Genomic DNA, 22,026 nt, shown 5'->3' on the forward strand with positions numbered 1-22,026 from the left:
CAGTCTGCCTTGTCACGCCCGCTTCCGTCAGTAGGGGTCCGGACCGTGCACAAAGCCTCCTCGGCTGCTGGGGGCGGGGGCGGGGCGGCGTACGGCGGGGTGGTGGAGCCGTAACTTCCGCGCTCCCGGCCGTTCCCCGGCGGCGGCCCGCAGTTTACTGACGGATCGTCAGATCGGCGCTACGGTAGCGGGTATGGAGACCTTCCCCAAGATCATTTCGGTGGACGACCACACGGTGGAGCCCCCCAACGTCTGGCGGGACCGCCTCCCGTCGAAGTACCACGACATCGGCCCGCGCATCGTCCGCGCCCCCCTGAAGGAGATGACCTTCGTGGGCGGGAAATTCGCCCCCACGATGGGCGCCCCGGGTGACGACGGCCCGATAGCCGACTGGTGGGTCTACGAGGACCTGCACCGCCCCCTGACCCGGCTCGACACCGCCGTCGGCTACGACCGCGACGAGATCACACTGGAGGGCATCACCTACGAGCAGATGCGCCCGGGCTCCTTCAGCGTGCCCGACCGCCTCGCCGACATGGACGTCAACCACGTCCAGTCCGCCCTGTGCTTCCCCACCTTCCCCCGCTTCTGCGGCCAGACCTTCACCGAGGCCAAGGACCGCGAACTGGGGCTGTTGGGGGTGCGGGCGTACAACGACTGGATGGTGGAGGAGTGGTGCGGCCCGCAGGCCGAGGGCCGTCTGATCCCCCTCACCCTCATCCCGCTCTGGGACGCGGAACTGGCCGCCGCGGAGGTACGGCGCAACGCGGCCCGCGGCGTACGCGCGGTCTGCTTCAGCGAGATCCCGCCGCACCTGGGACTGCCCAGCATCCACACCGACTACTGGGACCCGTTCCTGCGCGCCTGCGACGAGACCGGCACGGTCGTCGCGATGCACATCGGCTCCTCGTCGAGGATGCCGTCGACCTCCGCCGACGCCCCGCCCGCCGTGGGCTCCACCATCACCTTCGCCAACTGCTGCTTCTCGATGGTCGACTGGCTGATGAGCGGCAAGTTCGACCGCTTCCCCGACCTGAGGATCATGTACGCCGAGGGCCAGATCGGCTGGATCCCCTACATCCTGGAGCGCGCGGACGTGGTCTGGGAGGAGAACCGCGGCTGGGGAGGCGTCGCGGACAAGGTCCTGCGCCCGCCGTCCGAACTCTTCACCGAGCATGTCTACGGCTGCTTCTTCGACGACGCCTTCGGCCTGCGCAACCTGGACGCGATCGGCGCCGGCAACGTCCTGTACGAGACCGACTACCCGCACTCGGACTCGACCTGGCCCACGTCCCGGCAGGTCGGCGAGGCCCAGATGGGCCACCTCCCGCCGGACGTGGTGCAGCGCATCGTCCGGGGCAACGCGATCGAACTGCTCGGGCTCACGCGGGACGGGCTGTGGGGGCCGTCGGCTCCGGCGGTATGACCCTCCTGGCCGCCGTGCGCGGGGCGAGGGGCAAGTCGAGCGACCGTGCCGCTCCCGGCCCGTGGCCCGCTTAACATGTCCAGGTCAACTGATCACGGCGGGGGGAACGGGGGAGAGCAGTTGGCTTTCTTCACCCCTGCGGCCGAGGCACGCCGCATCCGGTCGGCGAACCCTGCCCGGCCACATCTGCAAAGGAACGTCATGCGTTTCCATCGAACACTCGCCATCGTCGGAACCGCCGTCGCCCTGGCATCGGTCTCCGCCTGCGGGCTGCCCTCCGCGGACTCGCCCCAGGGCGCGGGGGAGTTCTTGAAGTCGGCGCTCGGCTGCAAGGTCGTGGACATCGCCACGCCCCACGAGGTGCAGCGGGTCGAGGCCATGGGGATGACGGGCATCAACGGCGGCGGCGAGTGCGACGACCCGGCGGACGGCGGCGGGGACGCCGACTTCCTGACCGTCGAGGACATGGAGGCGTTCCAGACCGCCGTCAAGGGCGACGAGGGCGAGCAGGACGACCTCATGATCGGCGACGACTTCGCCGTCGACCCGGGCAGCGACGACCAGCGCCATCAGCTCCTCAAGGCCGGACTGCTGTTCCTCAACTGCACCTCGGACTTCAAGGCGCCGGAAGGCGCGTCGGTCGACGACGGCGAGATCGACGGCTGCGTCACGACCGACTACTCCAAGGACCTCGACTGACGTCCTGAGGCCCACACCCGGGCGGCGGACGTCCGCGCGGAACCCGCCACCCCGTCCCCGCCCGGACGGGGTGGCCGGGGCCGCCGCCCGGAGCCGCGCCGTCAGCCGCAGGTGGGCTGCGACGGCGGGGTGGTCCCCACATAGCGGCGCCATTCGGCGTCGGTCAGGCTGCGCCCGGCGATTCGGCAGAGGCTCGTGATCCATGAGTCCACGGAGAAGTCCCAGGAAAGGAGTTCGCCGCCTTCGGTGGCGGTCCACAGCGTTCCCGCCCGGTCCACGACGAAGCCGGTGTGCTGGCCGATGCCACGGTTTCCGGACATCGTGCGGGGCGGAATCGGCACCTTGGGGCCGCCCAGCCGGTCGCCGGTCTCGACGTCCCAACGGGTCAGGATGCCGCTGTCGGTCAGGGTGACGACCGTACGGCCGTCCGCGCTCGCGGCCACCCGGGCCGAGCTCGGTTCGTCGCTCTGCCAGCGCAGCCGCCGCTCGTCCAGGTCCCAGCGGGCGAAGGTGTGCCTGGTGCCTTCGAGGAACAGCGAACGGCCCTCGGCGGACAAGGCGAAGTTGCCCACCGCCTCGCCCTTCAGGCGCGCCGTTTGCACCTTGCGCCCGGAGAGGACGTCGTAGAGGTCGACGGCGCCCTTGGTGTTCTCCACCGCCGCGATGCGCCCGTCGGTGCTCAGCGAGGACAGCAGCAGCTGCTGGGAATCGCCGGTTCCCGGCGGGACCACGACCCGGGTGCGCCGCGCCGACCGGTCGGCGACATGGACCGCGCCGTCGCCCGTGGTCACGACCACGGAGCCGGCCTCGAGCGGGGCGATCTCCAGCGGGACCGCGGGGTAGCCGTCCTCGTAGCTCGCCTGCGTGCCGGAAAGGTCTATCGTGCGCCGCTTCTCCAGGTGTTTGCCGACGATCCGCCATTCCTGGACCCCGCCCGTGTGCCCCGCGTAGAGGGTGCGGCCGTCGGAGCCGAAGGCGACGCTGTAGTAGCCGGCGTCGTCCCCACCGGCGATGGTGCCGCCCTTCGGGCTCCAGACGTGCAGCGGCGTCTCCGGGTCGGAAGGCGACTCGGTCTCCAACGGGTTGCTCCAGGCGATCTTGCTGTCGGGCCCGGTGGCGAGCGGCGGAGCGACGACCATGGTCTGGTCGTCGGTGAGGGAGACGCCATGCCGGTGCGCGGTCCGGGACGGCTGGCCGAGGTCCCAGAGCGCGACCGTCCGGCCGTGCGCGGAGGCGAGCCGCTCGCCCGTGGCGGAGAACCCCAGCAACGTGGGACTGCCGGTACCGGTGAGGTTGCGGAGCTGGTTCGGCTGCCCTCCGGACGGTCCGTTCTCGCTGTGGATCTCCCCGTCGACCACCGTGATGCCGGACGCCGTTCCGACGGCCATCCGGCCGGTGTCGGTGAGCGCCACCATCAGGGCCTCCTCGTCGGGGAGGACGGGGAAGTCTCCGCACGTCTCGGCGAGCGTCTCGTGGCCCTTGGCCTTCGGGAGCCCAGTGCTGGTGAAGAACCCGTATTTGAGGTAGCCGAAGCAGTGACCTCCGGGGGAGACGGCGACCGTGGCCTGCCCAGCCGGCAGCGTCGTCTCCCTGCTGTCCAGGACCGCGCGCAGGTCGGGCACCGTGTACAGGGCGCCACCGCCCACCGCGTCGCGGACCAGCAGATGGCTCTCCTCGTTCTGGAAGACCACCAGGCTGCCGAGGTGGCCGGTGCGCTTGGAACGGATCTTCTCCCGGGCCTGCTCGTAGAGCGTCACCGTGCCGTCCTCGTCCGCGACGGCCAGATTCCCGCCCATGCCGAACTGCAGTGAGGAGACCGCCTTCGGCATCGGCGCGAGCCGCCGCAGCTTCCTGCCCGCCAGGTCGTAGACCCCCAGATTGCCCTTGCCGTCCCCGACGGCCAGCCGCTTGCCGTCCGCGCTGAAACCCGCCGCCGTGATCCGGCCGGGCAGCTTGGTACGGGCGCGGACGGTGCCGCCGTCGCTGCTCCACACCGTCACCGCGCCGCCCTCGTCCCCCACGGCGACGGCGCCGTCGTCCCCGCTGAAGCCGACCGCGCTGACGTCCTTCGGGCTCGACACCATCCTCACCAAGTACGGGCTGTCGGTGGCGAGACGGTTCAGCGCGGCGATGGCCTCGGGCGACTTCTGCATGCGGTACGCCTCGATGCCCAGCAGCGAGGCCAGCCGCAGGTTTCCGTCCTTGAGGTTCAGCGCGGTGGCCGCCAGTTGCCGCGAGGTCGCCAGCCGGGCCTGCCTGCGGGCCTCGTCCCGCTGCAGCACCGCCACCACCGACGCCGCGCCGGCGAGCACGGCGAGGGTGGTGATGACGGCGAGCGCGCCCCGCGCCAGCCGCCGGGTCTTGCGGTGCTGGGCGACGTCCGCGCCGATCAGGTCCTCTTTGGGACGACCGTGCAGGGGCGCCGCCAGATCGGCCACGCACTGCTGGAACCGGGGGTCGCGGAGCGAGCCGGGGTCCTCCTCCGACATCCAGCGCAGATCGACCCAGCGCGGTTCGTCGGTGAACATGCCCGCCATGGTGCGCGGCAGACACGTGGTGCGCTCCCAGTCGAAGTCCGCCCGCTCGTGGTCCCACACCAGCTCCCCGCCGGTGACGGCGATGAGCATCTTCCGCGGCCCCAGGCCGGTGCGCCACCATTCGGCCTCCTTCTGCACCCACACCGAGTCGGCCGAACCCGGGCAGGCCAGCAGGATGAAGGCGCCGGAATCGGCGAGCTGGCGCTCGATCTCCGGCCACAGCCCCGGATTCGCGGACAGCGAGGCCTTGTCGAGAAAGACGCGCAGCGCGCGTAATTGCCGCCAGCTGCGGGCGAAATTCTGCAGCCCGCGCCGCAGATGGGCGGCCTTCGCGCTGTCCGACGCATGGTGATAGGAAATGAAGGCGTCATTCCGGTACGGCCGCTCCGCCGCGTTCCCGTCTCCCATTCTCTCCCCCGTCCGTATCGGACCGTCCCGGGCCCGCCGCCGGATCCCGGTTGCCGCATCATCCTCATCACCGGATGCGCCCGCAACAGGGCCTGCGGGCAGGGCGATCGGCGTCGGAGCGCGCATACCGCCCGGCGCCCGCGGCACAGCGGGACGGCCGTCGCCCGAGCGTGGCCCGTAACCTCCCCGTTCCCCGCCCGAACACCCCCGATCGCCTCTAGACTCCTCACTCCTCCGATATTTCGGACGCATGCTGCGAGTGCGAGTGCGAGGGGCGGGCGGGGCTGCGGATGGACGAGGTGCGCACACTCGGCGACGGGGATTTCCCGGCGGTATTCCGTTCGGCGGACACTGCCTCCATCTCGGGGCAGCGGCGCTATATGACGGGCACGAAATGGCGGCTGCTGCTGGCGATCGCCGCCGCGGCCTGCGCGGTGTCGAGCGCGGACGCGGCGGTGGCGATGGTGCTGCTGGCGTTCCTGGCGACCGTCTATTTAGAGGTCTGGATGCTCACCGACCGGCCGGAGCGGGCATGGTACGACGGGCGGGCCCTGGCGGAGTCGGTCAAGACGCTGTCGTGGCGGTACGCGGTGGCCGGCGACCCGTTCCCCGTCACCCTGCCCGCGGCCGACGCGGAGCGCAGGTTCCACGAGCGGCTGGAGGTCCTGCTGCGGGAGGCGCCGAGCGACAGTCTCGTCCCGGTCGGCTCGATGGCCGCGACCGAGACCATGGGCGAACTGCGCCGAAGCCCGTTCGCGGTCCGCAAGCAGGCCTATCTCACCGGGCGGATCGCCGATCAGCAGGACTGGTACGGGGCCAAGGCGGCCACGAACATCACGCTCGCCCGCCGCTGGCGGATCGGCCTGATCACCGTGGAGGCACTGGGCGTGCTCGCCGCCGTACTGCGCCTGTTGGAGATCGTCACCTTCGACCTGCCCGGTGTCCTGGCGGCGGTGCTGGGCGCCGGGGCCGCATGGTTCGCGGTCCGGCAGCACGAGTCGCTGGGCCGGGCCTACACCTTCGCCGCGACCGAACTGAGCATCGTGCACCAGCGGCTGTCCGCGGTGCACGACGAGGCGGAGTGGGCCCAGGAGATCGCCGACGCCGAGGAGGCGATCAGCCGGGAGCACACGATGTGGCGGGCGTCCCGGGGCGCGGTGTAGGCGGGCCGGTTCCCAGGGTCCGCCGACGGGCCCCGACGCCTCGGACGGACCCTGGTCGTGCGGCTTTGGACCCCGGGCGGAGATCAACGGCGCCGTCGCGGTGCCGTGCGTCTCGGTCGCCTCGCCGTCGGTCACCGGCCGCGAGCGACAGGCGTGCTCCGTGATCCTTGAGGCGCGATGCCCACAAAGTGACATCGGGTCCGCCCCTCCCCGGCCCTTGCCTGATGGCAGGTAAGGCACGACCATGACCCGGCAAGCGATATGACGGTCCGTCAGGTATGGCTGGAGGGCGCGTGGACGGCGACATGAGCGGTGCGGGGCAAGGCGTGTGGCGGCCAGAGCGGGGGCGGCTGGCGTACGGGATGCAGCTTCCGGTGCAGTCGCAGAGCACGCTCTACGCGGAGAGCTGGGAGGTCGCCGCGGGGCCCGCCGATCTGGTCGAGATCGCACGGGCCGCCGACCGGCACGGGTTCTCCTACCTCGCCTGCTGCGAGCACATCGCGATCCCGCGGCGGCTGGCCGAGGCGATGAGCACCGTGTGGTACGACCCGGTCGCCACGCTCGCGCATCTGGCCGCTGTGACGGAACGGGTGCGGCTGCTGAGCCATGTGGCGGTGGTCGGGCTGAAGCATCCGCTGGTCACCGCCAAGCAGTACGCGACGCTCGATCACCTCTCCGGCGGGCGGCTGATCCTCGGGGTCGGCGCCGGGCACGTCCGGGAGGAGTTCGAGGCGCTCGGGGTGGACTTCGCGCGGCGCGGGGCGGTGCTGGACGAGACGCTGGACGCGCTGAAGGCCGCGCTGGGGCCCGAGGAGTTCCCGAAGTTCGCCGGGGAGCGGTTCGCGTTCGAGGGGCTGGGCCAGGCGCCGCGGCCCGCGCAGCGGCCGCGGCCGCCGATCTGGGTGGGGGGATCCTCGCCCGCCGCCGTACGCCGGGCCGCGGAGCGCGCGGACGGCTGGCTGCCGCAGGGCGACCGGCGTGAGCAGCTGCCCGGGCAGATCGCGACGCTGCAGGTGGCCAGGGAGGCGGCCGGAATCGAGGAGCCGGCCGTGATCGGGGCCATCGTCGAGCCGGTGTACGTGGGCGCGCCGGGGTGGGAGGTCGGGCGGCGGACCCTGTCCGGGGAGCCGGAGCGGATCGCCGCGTCGCTGCGGGAGTACGGCGCGATGGGCGTGCACCAGATCCAGGTGCGGTTCAGATCTCGCAGCCGCGGCGAACTGACCGACCAGATGGCGGCGTTCGCGGCCGATGTCGCGCCTCACCTGGACTGACCGGTCGCGGGCACCCGGACCGACTGTCCGGACAGGGTCCGCCGCCCGGCCTCCCGCACCTGCACCAACCCTCCGCACCTGAACCAACCATCCGTACCCGAACCGACCTTCCGCACCTGAACCGAGAGGCCAAGGAGGCTGTCATGGGAAAGCTGGACGGACGCGTCGTCATCGTCACCGGCGCGGCGCGTGGGCAGGGCGAGCAGGAGGCGCGGCTCTTCGCGGACGAGGGCGCGCGGGTGGTCCTCGCCGACGTCCTCGACGACCAGGGCGAGGCCCTCGCCAAAGAGATAGGGGAGGGGCGGGCCGCGTACGTCCACCTGGACGTGAGCCGGGAGGACGACTGGCGGGGCGCCGTCGCCGCGGCCAAGCGGGCCTTCGGGAAGGTCGACGGGCTGGTCAACAACGCCGGCATCCTGCGCTTCAACGAGCTGACCAGCACCCCGCTCGACGAGTTCCAGCAGGTCATCCAGGTCAACCAGGTCGGCGCCTTCCTCGGCATCAAGAGCGTCGCGCCCGAGATCGAGGCGGCGGGCGGCGGGACCATCGTGAACACCGCCTCGTACACGGGCGTCACGGGCATGGCGTACGTCGGCGCGTACACCGCCACCAAGCACGCCATCGTGGGCCTGACGAGGGTCGCCGCGCTCGAACTCGCCGCCAAGGGGATCCGGGTGAACGCGGTGTGCCCGGGGGCCATCGACACCGCGATGAGCAATCCGGCGCAGCTCGATCCGGAGGCGGACGGCGAGGCGGCCGCGCAGGCCCTCGGCGAGCTCTACGCCAAGCTCGTGCCGCTGGGGCGGGTCGGACAGCCGGAGGAGGTCGCCAAGCTGGCGCTCTTCCTGTCCTGCCAGGACTCGTCGTACATCACCGGGCAGCCGTTCGTCATCGACGGCGGATGGCTGGCGGGGGTCAGCGTCCTGTGACGGCGCGGAAGCCCGACCCATCACTGATCTGACGGATAGTCAGACAAGCGTGCGGCGGCTATTGACGCCCCTGGCGTGCGATGGAACAGTCGGCTCACACATCGAATCTGACGCTACGTCAGAAACAGCTCGGGACGGTGAACCTCCTTGGAATTCGGGCTCTTTGTACAGGGATACGTGGGCAAGCGGGCCGAGACCGACCCGCTCGCGGAGCACAAGGCGCTGATGGAGGAGACCGAGTACGTCATCCAGGCGGACACCTCCGGCTTCAAGTACGCCTGGGCGTCCGAGCACCACTTCCTGGAGGAGTACTCGCACCTCTCCGCCAACGACGTCTTCCTGGGATACCTGGCGCACGCGACCGAGCGGATCCATCTGGGCTCGGGGATCTTCAACCCGCTCGCCCAGGTCAACCACCCCGTGAAGGTCGCCGAGAAGGTCGCCATGCTCGATCACCTCAGCGAGGGGCGGTTCGAGTTCGGCAGCGGGCGCGGCGCCGGCTCGCACGAGATCCTCGGCTTCCTCCCCGGCATCACCGACATGAACCACACCAAGGAGATCTGGGAAGAGACCATCGCCGAGTTCCCGAAGATGTGGCTCCAGGAGGAGTACCCCGGGTTCCAGGGCAAGCACTGGCAGCTGCCGCCGCGCAAGATCTTCCCCAAGCCGTACGGGGCCTCGCACCCGGCGATGTGGTACGCGGCCGGGTCGCCGTCCTCGTACGCCATGGCGGCCAAGAAGGGGCTCGGCGTGCTGGGCTTCAGCGTCCAGAAGGTCTCCGACATGGAGTGGGTGCTGGAGCAGTACAAGACGGCCGTCCGGGACGCCGAGCCGGTCGGCGACTTCGTCAACGACAACGTGATGGTGACGTCGACGGCGATCTGCGCCGAGACACACGACAAGGCGGTGGAGATCGCCGTGGGCGGCGGGCTCAACTACCTCCAGTCGCTGGTCTTCCGCTACCACGACACCTTCCCGCGGCCCGAGGGCATCCCCGAGTGGCCCGAGCTGCTGCCCGACTACACCGCCGAGATCATCGAGCTGCTGATCGCCGAGGAGCTGATGATCTGCGGCGATCCGGACGAGGTGCTGCGGCAGTGCAAGCGCTGGGAGCAGGCCGGCGCCGACCAGCTGAGCTTCGGGCTGCCGATCGGGGTGTCGTACGAGGACACCATGAACACCATCAAGCTCATCGGCGAGCACGTGATCCCGAAGATCGACACGGATCCGGTCCATCGCACGACCCGCTTCCGGCAGGCGGCCGGCGACTGAGACGTCCGGTCACCGGGAGGTCCGGCAACAGAAGGGTCCGGCAACCGAAAGGGAGGCACCGCCGCCATGCTCGACCACCTGATCAGGGGCGCGACCGTCGTGGACGGGACGGGCGCGCCCGGGTACGTCGCCGACGTCGGGATACGCGGCGGGCGCATCGCCGTCATCGCCGGACCCGGGACGGTGCGCGAGGAGGCCACGACGAGCGAGGACGCCCACGGCCGGATATTGGCGCCCGGGTTCGTCGACCCGCATACCCACTACGACGCCCAGCTCTTCTGGGACCCCTATGCCACGCCCTCGCTCAACCACGGCGTGACCACCGTCGCGGGCGGCAACTGCGGCTTCACCCTGGCCCCGCTGAACCCCGCGCGGCCCGAGGACGCCGACTACACCCGCCGGATGATGTCCAAGGTGGAGGGCATGTCCCTGGTGGCGCTGGAGGAGGGCGCGCCCTGGAACTGGCACTCGTTCGGGGAGTACCTGGACGCGCTGGAGGGACGCATCGCCGTCAACGCGGGCTTCATGGTGGGGCATTGCGCGCTGCGCCGCTACGTGATGGGCGCCGACGCGGTCGGCGGACAGCCGAGCGAGCAGCAGATGGCGCAGATGCTCGCCCTCTTCCACGAGGCGATGGAGGCGGGGGCGTGGGGGCTGTCCACCACCCAGTCGTCCACCCACTCCGACGGCGACGGCGAGCCGGTCGCGTCCCGGCACGCGAAGCCGGCCGAGCTGCTCGCCCTGTCGCGGGCCGTCGCCGAGCACGAGGGCACGCAGCTGGAAGCCATCGTGGCCGGCTGCCTCGACCAGTTCAGCGACGCGGAGATCGAGCTGTTCGTGGAGATGAGCGCGGCGGCCGGGCGGCCCCTGAACTGGAACGTCCTCACCATCGACGCCGCCGTCCCCGAACGCGTGCCCCGCCAGCTCGTGGCCGGCGAGCGGGCCCGGAAGGCCGGCGGCCGGATCGTGGCGCTGACGATGCCGATCCTGACGCCGATGAACATGTCGCTGGGCACCTTCTGCGCCCTGAACCTGATCCCCGGCTGGGGCGAGATCCTCGGGCTGCCGGTCGACGAGCGGATCGCCAGACTGCGCGACGCGGAGGTGCGCGCCGAGATGCTGCGGCGCGCGGACAGCAAGGAGGCCGGCGTCTTCCGGCGGCTCGCCGACTTCGGCCGCTATGTCATCGGCGACACGTACAGCGAGGCCAACGAGGGCCTGACGGGGCGGGTCGTGCGGGACATCGCCGCCGAGCGCGGACAGGAGCCGTTCGCCTGCCTGGTGGAGATCTGCGCCAACGACCGGCTCCGCACCGTGCTGTGGCCCATGCCGACCGACAACGACCCGGAATCCTGGGCCCTGCGCGCCGAGACCTGGCAGCACGAGGACGTGCTGCTGGGCGGCTCGGACGCGGGCGCGCACCTGGACCGGATGTGCGGGGCCCCGTACACGACCCGCTTCCTCGGCGACTGCCTGCGCGGCCGCAGGCTGGTCGGCCTGGAGCAGGCCGTGAAGATGCTCACCGACGACCCCGCGCGGCTCTTCGGCCTGCGGGAGCGAGGACGCGTCCAGGAAGGCTGGCACGCCGATCTGGTGCTCTTCGACCCGGAGACCATCGACGCGGGCAAGGCGACGCTCGTGCACGACCTGCCGGGCGACAGCCCCCGCCTGGACTCCACGGCGATCGGCGTCAACGCGGTATGGGTCAACGGCGTCGAGGCGATCCGTGACGACGCGGTGACCGGAGCCGTGCCGGGCAGGGTGCTGCGGTCGGGGCGGGACACCAGGACGGTGGCCACCCGGTGACGGCGGTCGGGTGCCCCGTGGGTGTGCGGGGGCGTCAGGTGGCGTCCGGCGACAGCCAAGTGGCGACCGGGGCGGGCCATATGACGGCGGGGAGCGCCAAGTGGCGGCAGGAGAGCACCACATGACGGCCGGGGAGCGCCAAGTGACGACCGGGGGTGCCAAGTGACGGCTGTGGACGGGAAGCTGTTCATCGGCGGGGAGTGGGTCGAGCCGGCCGGCGGGCACTACGAGGTGATCGATCCGGCGCACGAGTCGGTCGTCGGGCGCGCGCCGGAGGCGTCCCGGGCGCAGGTCCACGAGGCGGCCGCGGCGGCGCGCGAGGCCTTCGCGGCCTGGTCCCGTACCCGGCCGGAGGAGCGCGCCGCGATCCTCGACCGGGCCGCTGACGTCATCCAGCGCGACCTCGCCGCGAACACCGAGCTGGCGCAGGCAGAGAGCGGTGCGACGACCGGGACCGCGCGGGGCATGCAGGTCGGGGTGGCCGTGGCGCGCTTCCGCCGCTACGCCAAGGGAGCCCTGGAGCCGGTGGAGCAGGCCCTCGTGCCGCAGATCAACGAGGCCGGGCCGATGGGCGGGGCGGCGGTGATCGGAGCGCTCGCGGTACGCCAGCCGGTCGGCGTCGTCACCTGCATCACCTCCTACAACAACCCCTGGGCGAATCCGGCGGGCAAGGTGGCCCCGGCCCTCGCCATGGGCAACACGGTCGTGGTCAAGCCCGCCCCGCAGGATCCCCTGTCGGTGTACCGGATGGCGGCCGCGCTGGCGGAGGCGGGCGCGCCGCCGGGTGTGGTGAACGTGGTGAGCGGCGCGTCGGCGGAGGTCGGCGCGGCGGCCGTCGACGCGCCGGACGTGGACATGGTCAGCTTCACCGGCTCCACGGCCGTCGGGCAGCGCATCGGCGAGGTCTGCGGGCGGGGCATGAAGCGCCAGCTCATGGAGCTGGGCGGCAAGGGCGCGGCGGTGGTCTTCGACGACGCGGACCTGGAGTCGGCCGTCCGGGGCATCGGCACGACCTTCTCCTTCTACAGCGGGCAGATCTGTACGGCGCCGACCCGGGTGATCGCGCAGCGGGGCGTGTACGAGGCGCTGGTGGACGGGCTCGCGCGGTACGTCGGCCGGCTCGGGGTCGGCGACCCGAGGGAGCGGGGCACGGTCGTCGGGCCGGTGATCTCGGCCGCGCACCGGGACCGGGTCGAGTCGTATGTGGAACTGGGCCGGAAGGAGGGCGCCCGCCTGGTCGCGGGCGGTGAGCGGCCCGCGCGGGAGAAGGGGTTCTATGTGGCCCCGACGCTCCTCGCCGACTGCACCCGCGAGATGCGCGTGGTGCGGGAGGAGATCTTCGGCCCGGTCGTCGTGGTCCTTCCCTTCGACGAGGAGGACGAAGGGGTGGCCCTGGCCAACGACAGCGACTACGGCCTGATCGACTACGTCTGGTCGGGCGATGTGGCCCGCGCCTTCCGGGTGGCCCGGCGGCTGCGGGCCGGCGGGGTCGGGGTGAACACGGTCGGCCGGAACATGGAGGCGCCGTTCGGCGGGTTCAAGAGGAGTGGGGTGGGGCGGGACGTGGGCTCGTACGCGCTGCATGCGTACAGCGAGCTGCAGGCGATCGTGTGGCCGGGGTGAGGCGGGGCGGTGGGGCCGTCGGGGCGGCACGGTGTCGGGGCGGCCGGCGTCGGGGCGGCGCGGCGTCGGGAGGAGGCTGCCGGGCGGAGCGGGAGGCTGCCGGGTGGAGCGGGGGAGCCGGAAGATCCGGTGAGCGAGATGTGGTGTTCAAAATCCGGACGGGAAAATTTTGAATCGTGGCAAATCGGACAGTGCTGCGATTCCCGCAATGTGGAAGCGGTGACGCGCGGCCGTTGAATCAAAGGTTGATCCTGCAACAAGGCTTGGCATTGGGCGGGTGGGGCGCCAGCTCTCCTGTGTAGCGAAGGCTTCCGTTGCGGAGTTCGATCTTCCGGATACGAATACAGCAGCGCTTAACGTCCTGTTCATGGTTCAGGTTGACCCCCGGCCCCAGACCGGAGACACGGTAACGAGCGTCGGCACCACCGGCGGTGACACCCGCAGCAAGGGCCTCAGCGGCAACTCCGTAGGCCTGCTCGGCAGCGCGGTCATCGGCATCTCCACCGTCGCCCCCGTCTACTGCCTCACCTCGACGCTCGGCCCGACGGTCGGCGAGGTCGGGCTGCAGATGCCCGCCGTCTTCCTCGCCGGCTTCCTGCCGATGCTGCTGGTCGCCTTCGCCTACCGTGAGCTCAACAAGGCAGTGCCGGACTGCGGCACCTCCTTCACCTGGACCGTCAAGGCCTTCGGGCCGCGGATCGGCTGGATGTGCGGCTGGGGGCTGGTGATCGCGACGATCATCGTGCTCTCCAACCTCGCCGGCGTGGCCACCTCGTTCTTCTACCTGCTGCTCGGTGAACTCACCGGCAGCCAGGCCATCGCCGACCTCGACGGCAACAAGGCCGCCCACATCCTGACGTGCCTGGCCTTCATCGCCGTCGCCACCGCGATCAGCTACCGCGGGATGACCGCCACCAAGGGCGTCCAGTACGCCCTGGTCGGCCTCCAGCTCGCCGTCCTCGCGGTCTTCGTCGTGATGGCCCTGACAAAGGCACAGTCCGGCGACTTCGCCGGCTCCGTCCACTTCTCCTGGACCTGGCTCGATCCGTTCGCCGTCCAGTCGTTCTCCGCCTTCACGGCCGGCCTGTCCCTCTCGATCTTCATGTTCTGGGGCTGGGACGCCTGCCTCACGGTCAACGAGGAGACCGCCGGCAGCGCGAAGACACCCGGCCGCGCCGCCCTGCTGGCCATGCTCGTACTGATCGGCTCGTACCTGCTCACGGCCGTGGCCTCCCAGATGTTCTCCGGCGCCGGCGACAAGGGACTCGGCCTGGGCAACCCGGACACGTCCGACAACGTCTTCGCCGCCCTCGCCAACCCCGTCATGGGCACCGTGCTCGGCGTACTGCTCTTCGTCGCGGTACTCGCCTCGGCCGCGGCCAGCCTGCAGACCACGTTCATTCCCGTGGCCCGTACGGTCCTGGCGATGAGCGCGTACGAGGCGCTGCCGGCGTCCTTCGCCAAGATCCACCCGCGCTTCCGCTCCCCGGGCCAGGCCACCGTCGCCGCCGGTGTCGCCACCGGCGTCTTCTACACCGTGATGAGCCTCCTCAGCGAGAACGTCCTCATCGACACCATCTACGCCCTCGGCCTCATGATCTGCTTCTACTACTCGATCACGGCCTTCGCCTGCGCCTGGTTCTTCCGCCGTGAACTACGCACCTCGGTCCGCGACCTGCTCTTCAAGGGGGTCTTCCCGTTCCTGGGCGGCGCCCTGCTCGCGGCCGTCTTCGCCAAGACCCTGATCGACATGTGGAACCCCGCCTACGGGTCCGGCAGTTCGGTCCTCGGCATCGGCTCGGTCTTCGTCATCGGGGTCGGCCTGCTCCTGCTGGGCGTCGTGCTCATGCTGGTCATGCAACGCAGCAGCCCCGCCTTCTTCCGGGGCGAGGTACTGACGCGGACTACGCCAGCGTTGGTGGTGGAGGAGTAGGCGCCGGGGGGGACGGGGCGGGGGCCCGCCCCACCCCCCCACCCCCCCACCCCACCCCCACCCCCAACCCCGCCCCGCCCGCGCCCGGCACGTTGGCCTCACACCTCATGCCTCACACCTGACACCTCACGCCTCAGACGCCAAGGGCGGCTCCGACACCGGCCCGCAGCTCTGGCGCTCGCGTCACCTCAGACACCTGCCAAGCCTCCGATGCCGGGGCCGCCCCCGAGGTCGGCCTCACTTCCGATGCCTCGTCGTCCCCACACCAGATGCCCCGATGCCTGGTCGCCCCCACACCAGCCGCGCCCCCTATGCCCGGCCGTCCCCGACACCGGCCGCCTCACCGCCGATGCCTGGTCGCCCCCACACCAGCCATGTCCCCGATACCTGGGGTGTCCCCGAGAGCGGCCTCACCTCCGATGCCTAGCCGTCCCGATCCCAGTCACGCCCCGATGCCTGGGCCGCATCAGACACCGGCCTCACTTCCGATGCCTGGCCGTCCCCACACCAGCCGCGCCCCCGATGCCCGAGCCGTCCCCGAGACCGGCCTCACCCCCGGCGCCTCCGCCGCCTCAGGCATCCCAAACTCCTCAGGTTTCACGCCCTCCCAGGAACACCGGGTTGGTCATGGCCGCCATCGGGCCCGGGAGGCCCGCTGTGGTCTGTGGGTGGCGGACTTCCGCGCGTATATAGGCGGCGTAGTCCGGGGTGGTCTGCCAGGTGACGGTGCCCTCGCCGGACGGCGGAAGCGGGGTCGTGTACAGCCGGCCCTGGTCGGTGACGAAGGAGACCGTGCAGCCGGGGGTTCCGGACACCTTCAGCCGTGCGGTGACCCGCGTCGTGCGGGAGACCTCCAGACGCTCGCCGATTCCGGCGTGTTCGCCGCGCTCGCCGGTGACGGAGAAGGCCAGGTCGACCTTCGAGGATTCGGCGATCCAGACCCGGCCCGACCGTATGCCGTCCTGCAGGGCACGGCGGGAGAGATCGTCGGCGAGCACCACGGTCTGCGGCAGACCGACGACGTCCGGGTCGCGGTGGGCGTCGCTGTGGCCGACGGCCGGCAGCCAGTCGGCGCGGCCCTGGGCGTGTGCGACCAGCGTGTTGTCCCACTCGGCGAGGGTGACCTCGTCATCGGGGGTGTACGGGCCGTTCCAGACCTCCACCGCATCCGCTTCGTTCAGCCCGAACTTCCAGTTGCAGCCGATGCATGTGGCGTGCGGGTGCGCCGGGATAACCAGGCCCCCGGCCCGACGGATGGCACGCGCGAACTTCCCGAAGGCGTTGTCGCGCGCCCGGTAGCGCCAGTCGACGAAGGTCCCGGGGTCGGTGCCCATCGCCACCACATGCCCATTGCGGGTGGTCACCTCCTCACCGGTCATGATCAGCAGGTCGTCGCCCCACAGCCCCTCCCAGGCGCGGTGCGCGGAGGTGGTGTTGTGCTCGGAGGTGTTGATGAAGTCCAGGCCGGCGGCGCGGGCCAGCGCCGCGATCTCGGCGGGTGTGCGCTTGCCGTCGGAGTGGACCGAGTGCAGATGGCTGTCGCCGCGATACCAGGCGCGTCCGCGGCCCCGGGCACGCTCGGGCGGATAGACGGGCGCCGGGGTGTGCCCCCGCGGGCCGTACCGCAGGGTGATCGTGACGTCGTAGGACAGTCCCTGCGGAGCGACCGTGTACGGGCCGAGGGCGATGTGCCAGGTGCCGGCGTTGACGGGGCCGGGGAGGTACCCCGGGGTGGCCTCGTCTGCGCGCAGGAAGAACTCCGAACGCGCGCCGCCCGACCAGCCGCGGAAGCCGGGGCCGCCCAGCTCCGTTCCCCGCTCGTCGAAGATGCCGATGTCGCAGGCGTTGCCGGCCGTGCCTTCCGGCACGGGCGGTTTGTCGTAGCGGTAGGAGACGGCGATCTCCCTCACCCCGCGCGGCACTTCGACCGGCAGATAGACGAAGTCCGGCGCACCCGTCGGCAGATGGCCGGTGACCCGGCGGGTCTGCTCGCCCGGCCCGCCACCGGGCTGCCCGGCCGCCGGCTCCGCGTCGGCGAAGCTCACACGTCCGAGCGTAAGCGCGCCCGTCGCGCCCGCAACCGCCGAAAGTCTCAGAACATCGCGTCGTTCCATACCCGCCCCCCGCGTCGTCTCGTGCCGTCTCGTGTCGCTGTGTGGTCTCGTACCGCTGCGCGGTCGGTTCGTCGCGCCGCGTGAAAACTGTTGTACGCGGCTGTGACGCGGAGGGAAAGGCCTGTGGATAACTGTCGGGCGCTGAGGCAACATGCCGTCACCCACACGCCTGACGGAGGTGTCCCCAGATGCAGATCGCGACCACGATCTTCCTGACCGACGAGACGATCAGGCCGGACCGACTCGCCCGTGAGCTGGAGCAGCGCGGATTCGCCGGCCTCTACCTCCCCGAACACACGCACATCCCCGCCAGCCGCGACACCCCCGCGCCCATGGGCGAGCCGCTGCCCCGCGAATACGGCCGCACCCTCGACCCGTTCATCGCCCTGGGCCAAGCCGCCGCGGTCACCGAGCGCCTCGCCCTGGGCACCGGCATCACCCTCGTCACGCAGCACGACCCGGTCGACCTCGCCAAGCAGATCGCGACCCTCGACTTCCTCTCCGGGGGCCGTTTCACGCTCGGCATCGGCTACGGCTGGAACGTCGAGGAGGCCGCCGACCACGGGGTGGAGTGGTCGACCCGACGCGAGCTGACCCGTGACCGGGTGGCGTTGATGCGCGCCCTGTGGGCGGACGAACCCACCGCGTACAAGGGGGAATTCGGGTCCGTACGGGCATCCCTGGCCTACCCCAAGCCGGTGCACGGCGCGCCGCGCACGCTGCTCGGCGGCGCGGCCGGCCCCAAACTCTTCGGGCAGATCGCCGAGTACGCGGACGGCTGGCTGCCGATCGGTGGCCGCGGGCTGACCGAGACCCTCCCGGTGCTGCGGCAGGCCTGGTCGGACGCGGGACGACCGGGCGAGCCGCTGGTGGTGCCGTACGGAGTGCGGCCCTCGGCCGGAAAGCTGGCCCACTACCGCGACCTGGGCCTGCGGGAAGTGGTCCTGCAACTGCCCGCCGCCGGGGAGGCGGAGGTGCTGCGGACGCTGGACGACTTCGCGCGGTACCTGTGACGCGGCAGCCCCCCGGCGGTCGGCGCAGCAGCACCCGTGACGTACAGGAGCGTGCCGTGCGGGGTGGGTGACGGGCGGGTAGGGCCGGGGTGCGTGCCCGGGGAGGGCTGGGGCTTCGGCCTGCCCTAGGACCATCGGCGTACGGCCCGGTACCGGCCCGGCCGGTACCGCAGACCGATCCGCGCCGGCGCCCGCGGTCGTACCGTCGAAGGTGAAGGACCCGCAGGTCCACGGTCCGCAGGAGATCGATCACCGGTCCCGGAGGCCGGCGGCCCGAGCCGATCCAGGGCGATCCAGGGCTCACGGGGGGCGCCGCCGACCACCGGACCACAAAGATCAAGGAGATCCCAGATGCCCCGCCTCGACCACACGATCGTGCAGAGCACCGACCGCTTCGCCTCCGCCCGCTTCCTCGCCGGTCTGCTGGGAGTGCCCGAGCCGAAGTCGTTCGGACCCTTCGCCGCCCTCAAGCTGGACAACGGGGTGGCCCTCGATTACGCCGAGCATCTCGCCGGCAGCGGTGAGTTCGTCCCCACGCACTACGCGTTCCTGGTCACCGAGGACGAATTCGACGCGATCCTGGGCCGCATACAGGAGCGCGAACTGCCCTACTGGGCCGACCCTCTGCACCGCAAGCCCCAGGATCAACACCCTGGACGGCGGCCGCGGCGTCTACATCAACGACCCCGATGGTCACAACATGGAGTTCCTGACCCGGACGTACTCCGACGAGCTGTTGGCCAGCATGTAGGCATGCCGGGAGCCGCCGCCGGGGAATTGCCCGCTTTGGGCGCGGGCATAACCTCCGTCCGCAGTGATCAGTGGCACACCGGCCGCCCCATCTCAGGCTGGGGCGCTGTCGGCGCGCGCTCGTATGCTCGGGGAATGACTACCAGCGCGCAGGGGCCTGACCAGGCATCCGACCAGGTGACCGACCAAGGGACGAGCGCCGGGCCCACCCAGGGCCGCCCCACGGCGAACGCGATGCGCCGCGCGCTGAAGCGGGCCCGCGACGGCGTGGCGCTGGACGTCGGCGAGGCCGCGGTGCTGCTGCAGGCTCGCGGCGAGGACCTCAAGGACCTGTGTGCCTCCGCGGCCCGGGTGCGGGACGCCGGCCTGGAGGCCGCGGGCCGCCCCGGCGTCATCACGTACTCGCGCGGTGTCTTCATCCCCCTGACGCGCCTGTGCCGGGACAAGTGCCACTACTGCACCTTCGTCACCGTCCCCGGCAAGCTGCGTCGCGACGGCCACGGAATGTTCATGTCGCCCGACGAGGTGCTGGACATCGCGCGCCGCGGCGCGGAAATGGGCTGTAAGGAAGCCCTGTTCACCCTGGGGGACAAGCCCGAGGACCGCTGGCCGGAGGCCCGTGAATGGCTGGAGGCGCACGGCTACGACGACACGATCTCGTACCTCCGCGCCATGGCCATCCGCGTCCTGGAGGAGACCGGACTGCTGCCGCACCTCAACCCCGGGGTGATGTCCTGGACGGACTTCCAGCGCCTGAAGCCGGTGGCCCCGTCGCTGGGGATGATGCTGGAGACGACCGCCGAGCGCCTGTGGAGCGAGCCCGGCGGTCCGCACTACGGATCGCCCGACAAGGAGCCGGCCGTCCGGTTGCGTGTCCTGGAGGACGCCGGCCGCTCCAACGTTCCCTTCACCAGCGGGCTGTTGATCGGCATCGGCGAGACCTATGAGGAGCGAGCCGAGTCCCTCTTCGCGCTGCGCCGCATCCAGCGCGCGTACCACGGCATCCAGGAACTGATCATGCAGAACTTCCGCGCCAAGCCGGACACGGCGATGCGCGGCATGCCGGACGCCGAACTGGAGGAGCTGGCCGCGACGATCGCGGTGGCCCGGCACATCATGGGCCCCTCGACCCGTCTCCAGGCCCCGCCCAATCTGGTCGACGGCGAATACGCGCTGCTCATCGACGCCGGGATCGACGACTGGGGCGGCGTCTCCCCGCTGACCCTCGACCACGTCAACCCCGAGCGCCCCTGGCCGCAGATCGAGGAACTGACCGAGCGCTGCGCCACCGCCGGCTTCGAACTGCGCGAACGGCTCCCCATCTACCCGGAGTTCATCCAGCGCGGCGAACCCTGGCTCGACCCCCGCCTGCTGCCCCATGTCCGCGCCCTCGTCGACCCGGAGACGGGACTGGCCGTCGAGGACGCCCCGGTGGTCGGCCGCCCCTGGCAGGAGCCCGACGAGGGCTTCGCGATGCACTCCACGGGCCGCACGGACCTGCACCGCACCATCGACACCGACGGCCGCACCACCGACCGCCGCGACGACTTCGACGAGGTCTACGGCGACTGGGAGGCGCTGCGTGAGGCCGCCGCCCCGGGGATGGCGCCGGAGCGGATCGATGCCGACGTACGGCAGGCCCTGTCGCAGGCCGCCGACGATCCCACCAAGCTGACCGACCCGGAGGCGCTGGCGCTGCTGCACGCCGACGGACCGGCGCTGGACGCCCTCTGCAAGATCGCCGACGAGCTGCGCCGCGCAACGGTTGGTGACGACGTCACCTACATCGTCACCAGGAACATCAACTTCACCAACGTCTGCTACACCGGCTGCCGCTTCTGCGCCTTCGCCCAGCGCCGCACGGACGCCGACGCCTACACGCTCTCCCTCTCCCAGGTCGCCGACCGTGCCCAGCAGGCCTGGGACGTGGGTGCGGTGGAGGTCTGCATGCAGGGCGGCATCCACCCCGACCTGCCCGGTACGGCGTACTTCGACATCGCCCGCGCCGTCAAGGAGCGCGTCCCGGGCATGCACGTGCACGCCTTCTCGCCCATGGAGGTCGTCAACGGCGCGACGCGCACCGGTATGTCCCTCCGCGAGTGGCTCACCGAAGCCAAGGCCGCCGGCCTGGACAGCATTCCCGGGACGGCCGCCGAGATCCTCGACGACGAGGTCCGCTGGATCCTCACCAAGGGCAAGCTGCCCACCGCCACCTGGGTCGAGGTCATCAAAACCGCCCATGAGCTGGGCATCCGCTCGTCATCGACGATGATGTACGGCCATGTCGACCAGCCGCGGCACTGGCTCGGACACCTCCGCCTGCTGGCCGAGATCCAGCAGTCCGCGCTGTCCCACAACGTCGATGGCTTCACCGAATTCGTCACCCTCCCCTTCATCCACACCAACGCCCCCGTCTACCTCGCCGGTATCGCCCGTCCCGGCCCCACCACCCGAGACAACCGCGCGGTGACGGCCATGGCCCGTCTCCTGCTCCACCCGCACATCACCAACATCCAGACCAGCTGGGTCAAGCTCGGCACGGACGGCGCTGCCGAGATGCTCCGCTCGGGCGCCAACGACCTGGGCGGCACCCTGATGGAGGAGACCATCTCCCGGATGGCGGGATCGAGTTACGGCTCCTACCGCTCCATCCAGGACCTGATCGCCATCGCCGACCAGGCCGGCCGTCCCGCCCGCCCGCGCACGACGACCTACGGCCCGGTGCCGCAGGAACGTCACAGCACGGCCCTCGCGTCGGACGGCCACCTGCCGGAGCTACTGCCGGTGGTGGAGTAGGAGTGGAGTAGGGGTGGAATGGACGGTGAACTGAGGCTGACGGCGTCGACGCCGGCCAGGCCCGACCAGGCCGAGCAACTCGACGCCCTCGACGCCCTCGACGCCCGTGACGCTCTCGACGAGCTACTCGTCACCCTCCATACGCACTCCGCACGCCCAGCGAACTTGGCCGACTCAAGCGCGAGTTGACCAGGTCATATGGCGGTGGCGGACCGACGGAACGCCTCCCCGCTCGGAGTTATCCACAGCCCCCGACGCTCGACTCCGCCGAAGGCTAATCTGCGTG

13 protein-coding genes and 1 pseudogene are annotated in these 22,026 nt (G+C 71.1%); 12 read left to right on the forward strand and 2 right to left on the reverse strand.

What is annotated here, in order from left to right; all coding sequences use genetic code 11:
* Positions 1 to 193 precede the first annotated feature (193 nt).
* Positions 194 to 1,426: an amidohydrolase family protein gene (locus ACFWZH_RS15785; protein WP_384430152.1), complete on the forward strand. Its 1,233-nt coding sequence runs from the start codon at positions 194 to 196 to the stop codon at positions 1,424 to 1,426.
* Positions 1,427 to 1,627: 201 nt separating this feature from the next.
* Positions 1,628 to 2,125 carry a hypothetical protein gene (locus ACFWZH_RS15790; RefSeq protein WP_384430155.1) on the forward strand — a complete coding sequence of 166 codons (498 nt, stop codon included), beginning with the start codon at positions 1,628 to 1,630 and terminating at the stop codon, positions 2,123 to 2,125.
* A 101-nt stretch (positions 2,126 to 2,226) separates the two neighbouring features.
* Here ACFWZH_RS15790 and ACFWZH_RS15795 read toward each other — a convergent pair whose 3' ends face one another.
* Entirely contained in the window at positions 2,227 to 5,070 is a 2,844-nt protein-coding gene (locus ACFWZH_RS15795; protein ID WP_384430158.1) for a toll/interleukin-1 receptor domain-containing protein, read from the reverse strand.
* Between the two features lie 290 nt (positions 5,071 to 5,360).
* On the opposite strand from ACFWZH_RS15795, the gene ACFWZH_RS15800 reads away from it, so the two are divergent.
* The 7 genes from ACFWZH_RS15800 to ACFWZH_RS15830 all read left to right on the forward strand — a co-directional run bounded on the left by ACFWZH_RS15800 (position 5,361) and on the right by ACFWZH_RS15830 (position 15,067).
* The gene (locus ACFWZH_RS15800; RefSeq protein ID WP_384430162.1) at positions 5,361 to 6,233 is read left to right on the forward strand and encodes a DUF4231 domain-containing protein; all 873 of its coding nucleotides are present in this window, start codon (positions 5,361 to 5,363) and stop codon (positions 6,231 to 6,233) included.
* A 305-nt stretch (positions 6,234 to 6,538) separates the two neighbouring features.
* Positions 6,539 to 7,504, forward strand: coding sequence for a TIGR03619 family F420-dependent LLM class oxidoreductase (locus ACFWZH_RS15805; protein WP_384430247.1), 966 nt, complete (start codon positions 6,539 to 6,541; stop codon positions 7,502 to 7,504).
* Between the two features lie 143 nt (positions 7,505 to 7,647).
* Complete coding sequence (locus tag ACFWZH_RS15810; RefSeq protein ID WP_384430165.1) at positions 7,648 to 8,433, forward strand: SDR family NAD(P)-dependent oxidoreductase; 786 nt, start codon at positions 7,648 to 7,650, stop codon at positions 8,431 to 8,433.
* A gap of 147 nt (positions 8,434 to 8,580) precedes the next feature.
* On the forward strand, positions 8,581 to 9,705 hold the full coding sequence (locus ACFWZH_RS15815) for an LLM class flavin-dependent oxidoreductase (RefSeq protein WP_384430168.1): 1,125 nt from the start codon (positions 8,581 to 8,583) through the stop codon (positions 9,703 to 9,705).
* A gap of 66 nt (positions 9,706 to 9,771) precedes the next feature.
* A complete protein-coding gene (locus ACFWZH_RS15820; RefSeq protein WP_384430171.1) occupies positions 9,772 to 11,511 on the forward strand; it encodes an amidohydrolase family protein in 1,740 nt (579 codons plus the stop codon).
* Between the two features lie 162 nt (positions 11,512 to 11,673).
* Positions 11,674 to 13,134: an aldehyde dehydrogenase family protein gene (locus tag ACFWZH_RS15825; protein WP_384430174.1), complete on the forward strand. Its 1,461-nt coding sequence runs from the start codon at positions 11,674 to 11,676 to the stop codon at positions 13,132 to 13,134.
* A gap of 367 nt (positions 13,135 to 13,501) precedes the next feature.
* Positions 13,502 to 15,067, forward strand: coding sequence for an APC family permease (locus ACFWZH_RS15830; RefSeq protein WP_384430177.1), 1,566 nt, complete (start codon positions 13,502 to 13,504; stop codon positions 15,065 to 15,067).
* 590 nt (positions 15,068 to 15,657) lie between these two features.
* Here ACFWZH_RS15830 and ACFWZH_RS15835 read toward each other — a convergent pair.
* Positions 15,658 to 17,181 (reverse strand): CehA/McbA family metallohydrolase, encoded by a 1,524-nt coding sequence (locus ACFWZH_RS15835; protein ID WP_384430180.1) that lies wholly within the window; start codon positions 17,179 to 17,181, stop codon positions 15,658 to 15,660.
* Positions 17,182 to 17,369: 188 nt separating this feature from the next.
* On the opposite strand from ACFWZH_RS15835, the gene ACFWZH_RS15840 reads away from it, so the two are divergent.
* The 3 genes and pseudogenes from ACFWZH_RS15840 to ACFWZH_RS15850 all read left to right on the forward strand — a co-directional run bounded on the left by ACFWZH_RS15840 (position 17,370) and on the right by ACFWZH_RS15850 (position 21,740).
* Entirely contained in the window at positions 17,370 to 18,194 is an 825-nt protein-coding gene (locus ACFWZH_RS15840; protein ID WP_384430183.1) for a TIGR03619 family F420-dependent LLM class oxidoreductase, read from the forward strand.
* Between the two features lie 351 nt (positions 18,195 to 18,545).
* A pseudogene (locus ACFWZH_RS15845) lies at positions 18,546 to 18,945 on the forward strand (VOC family protein).
* 134 nt (positions 18,946 to 19,079) lie between these two features.
* Positions 19,080 to 21,740: a bifunctional FO biosynthesis protein CofGH gene (locus ACFWZH_RS15850; protein WP_384430186.1), complete on the forward strand. Its 2,661-nt coding sequence runs from the start codon at positions 19,080 to 19,082 to the stop codon at positions 21,738 to 21,740.
* Positions 21,741 to 22,026: the final 286 nt, after the last annotated feature.

Source organism: Streptomyces sp. NPDC059008 (assembly GCF_042749045.1).
GTDB lineage: Bacteria > Actinomycetota > Actinomycetes > Streptomycetales > Streptomycetaceae > Streptomyces.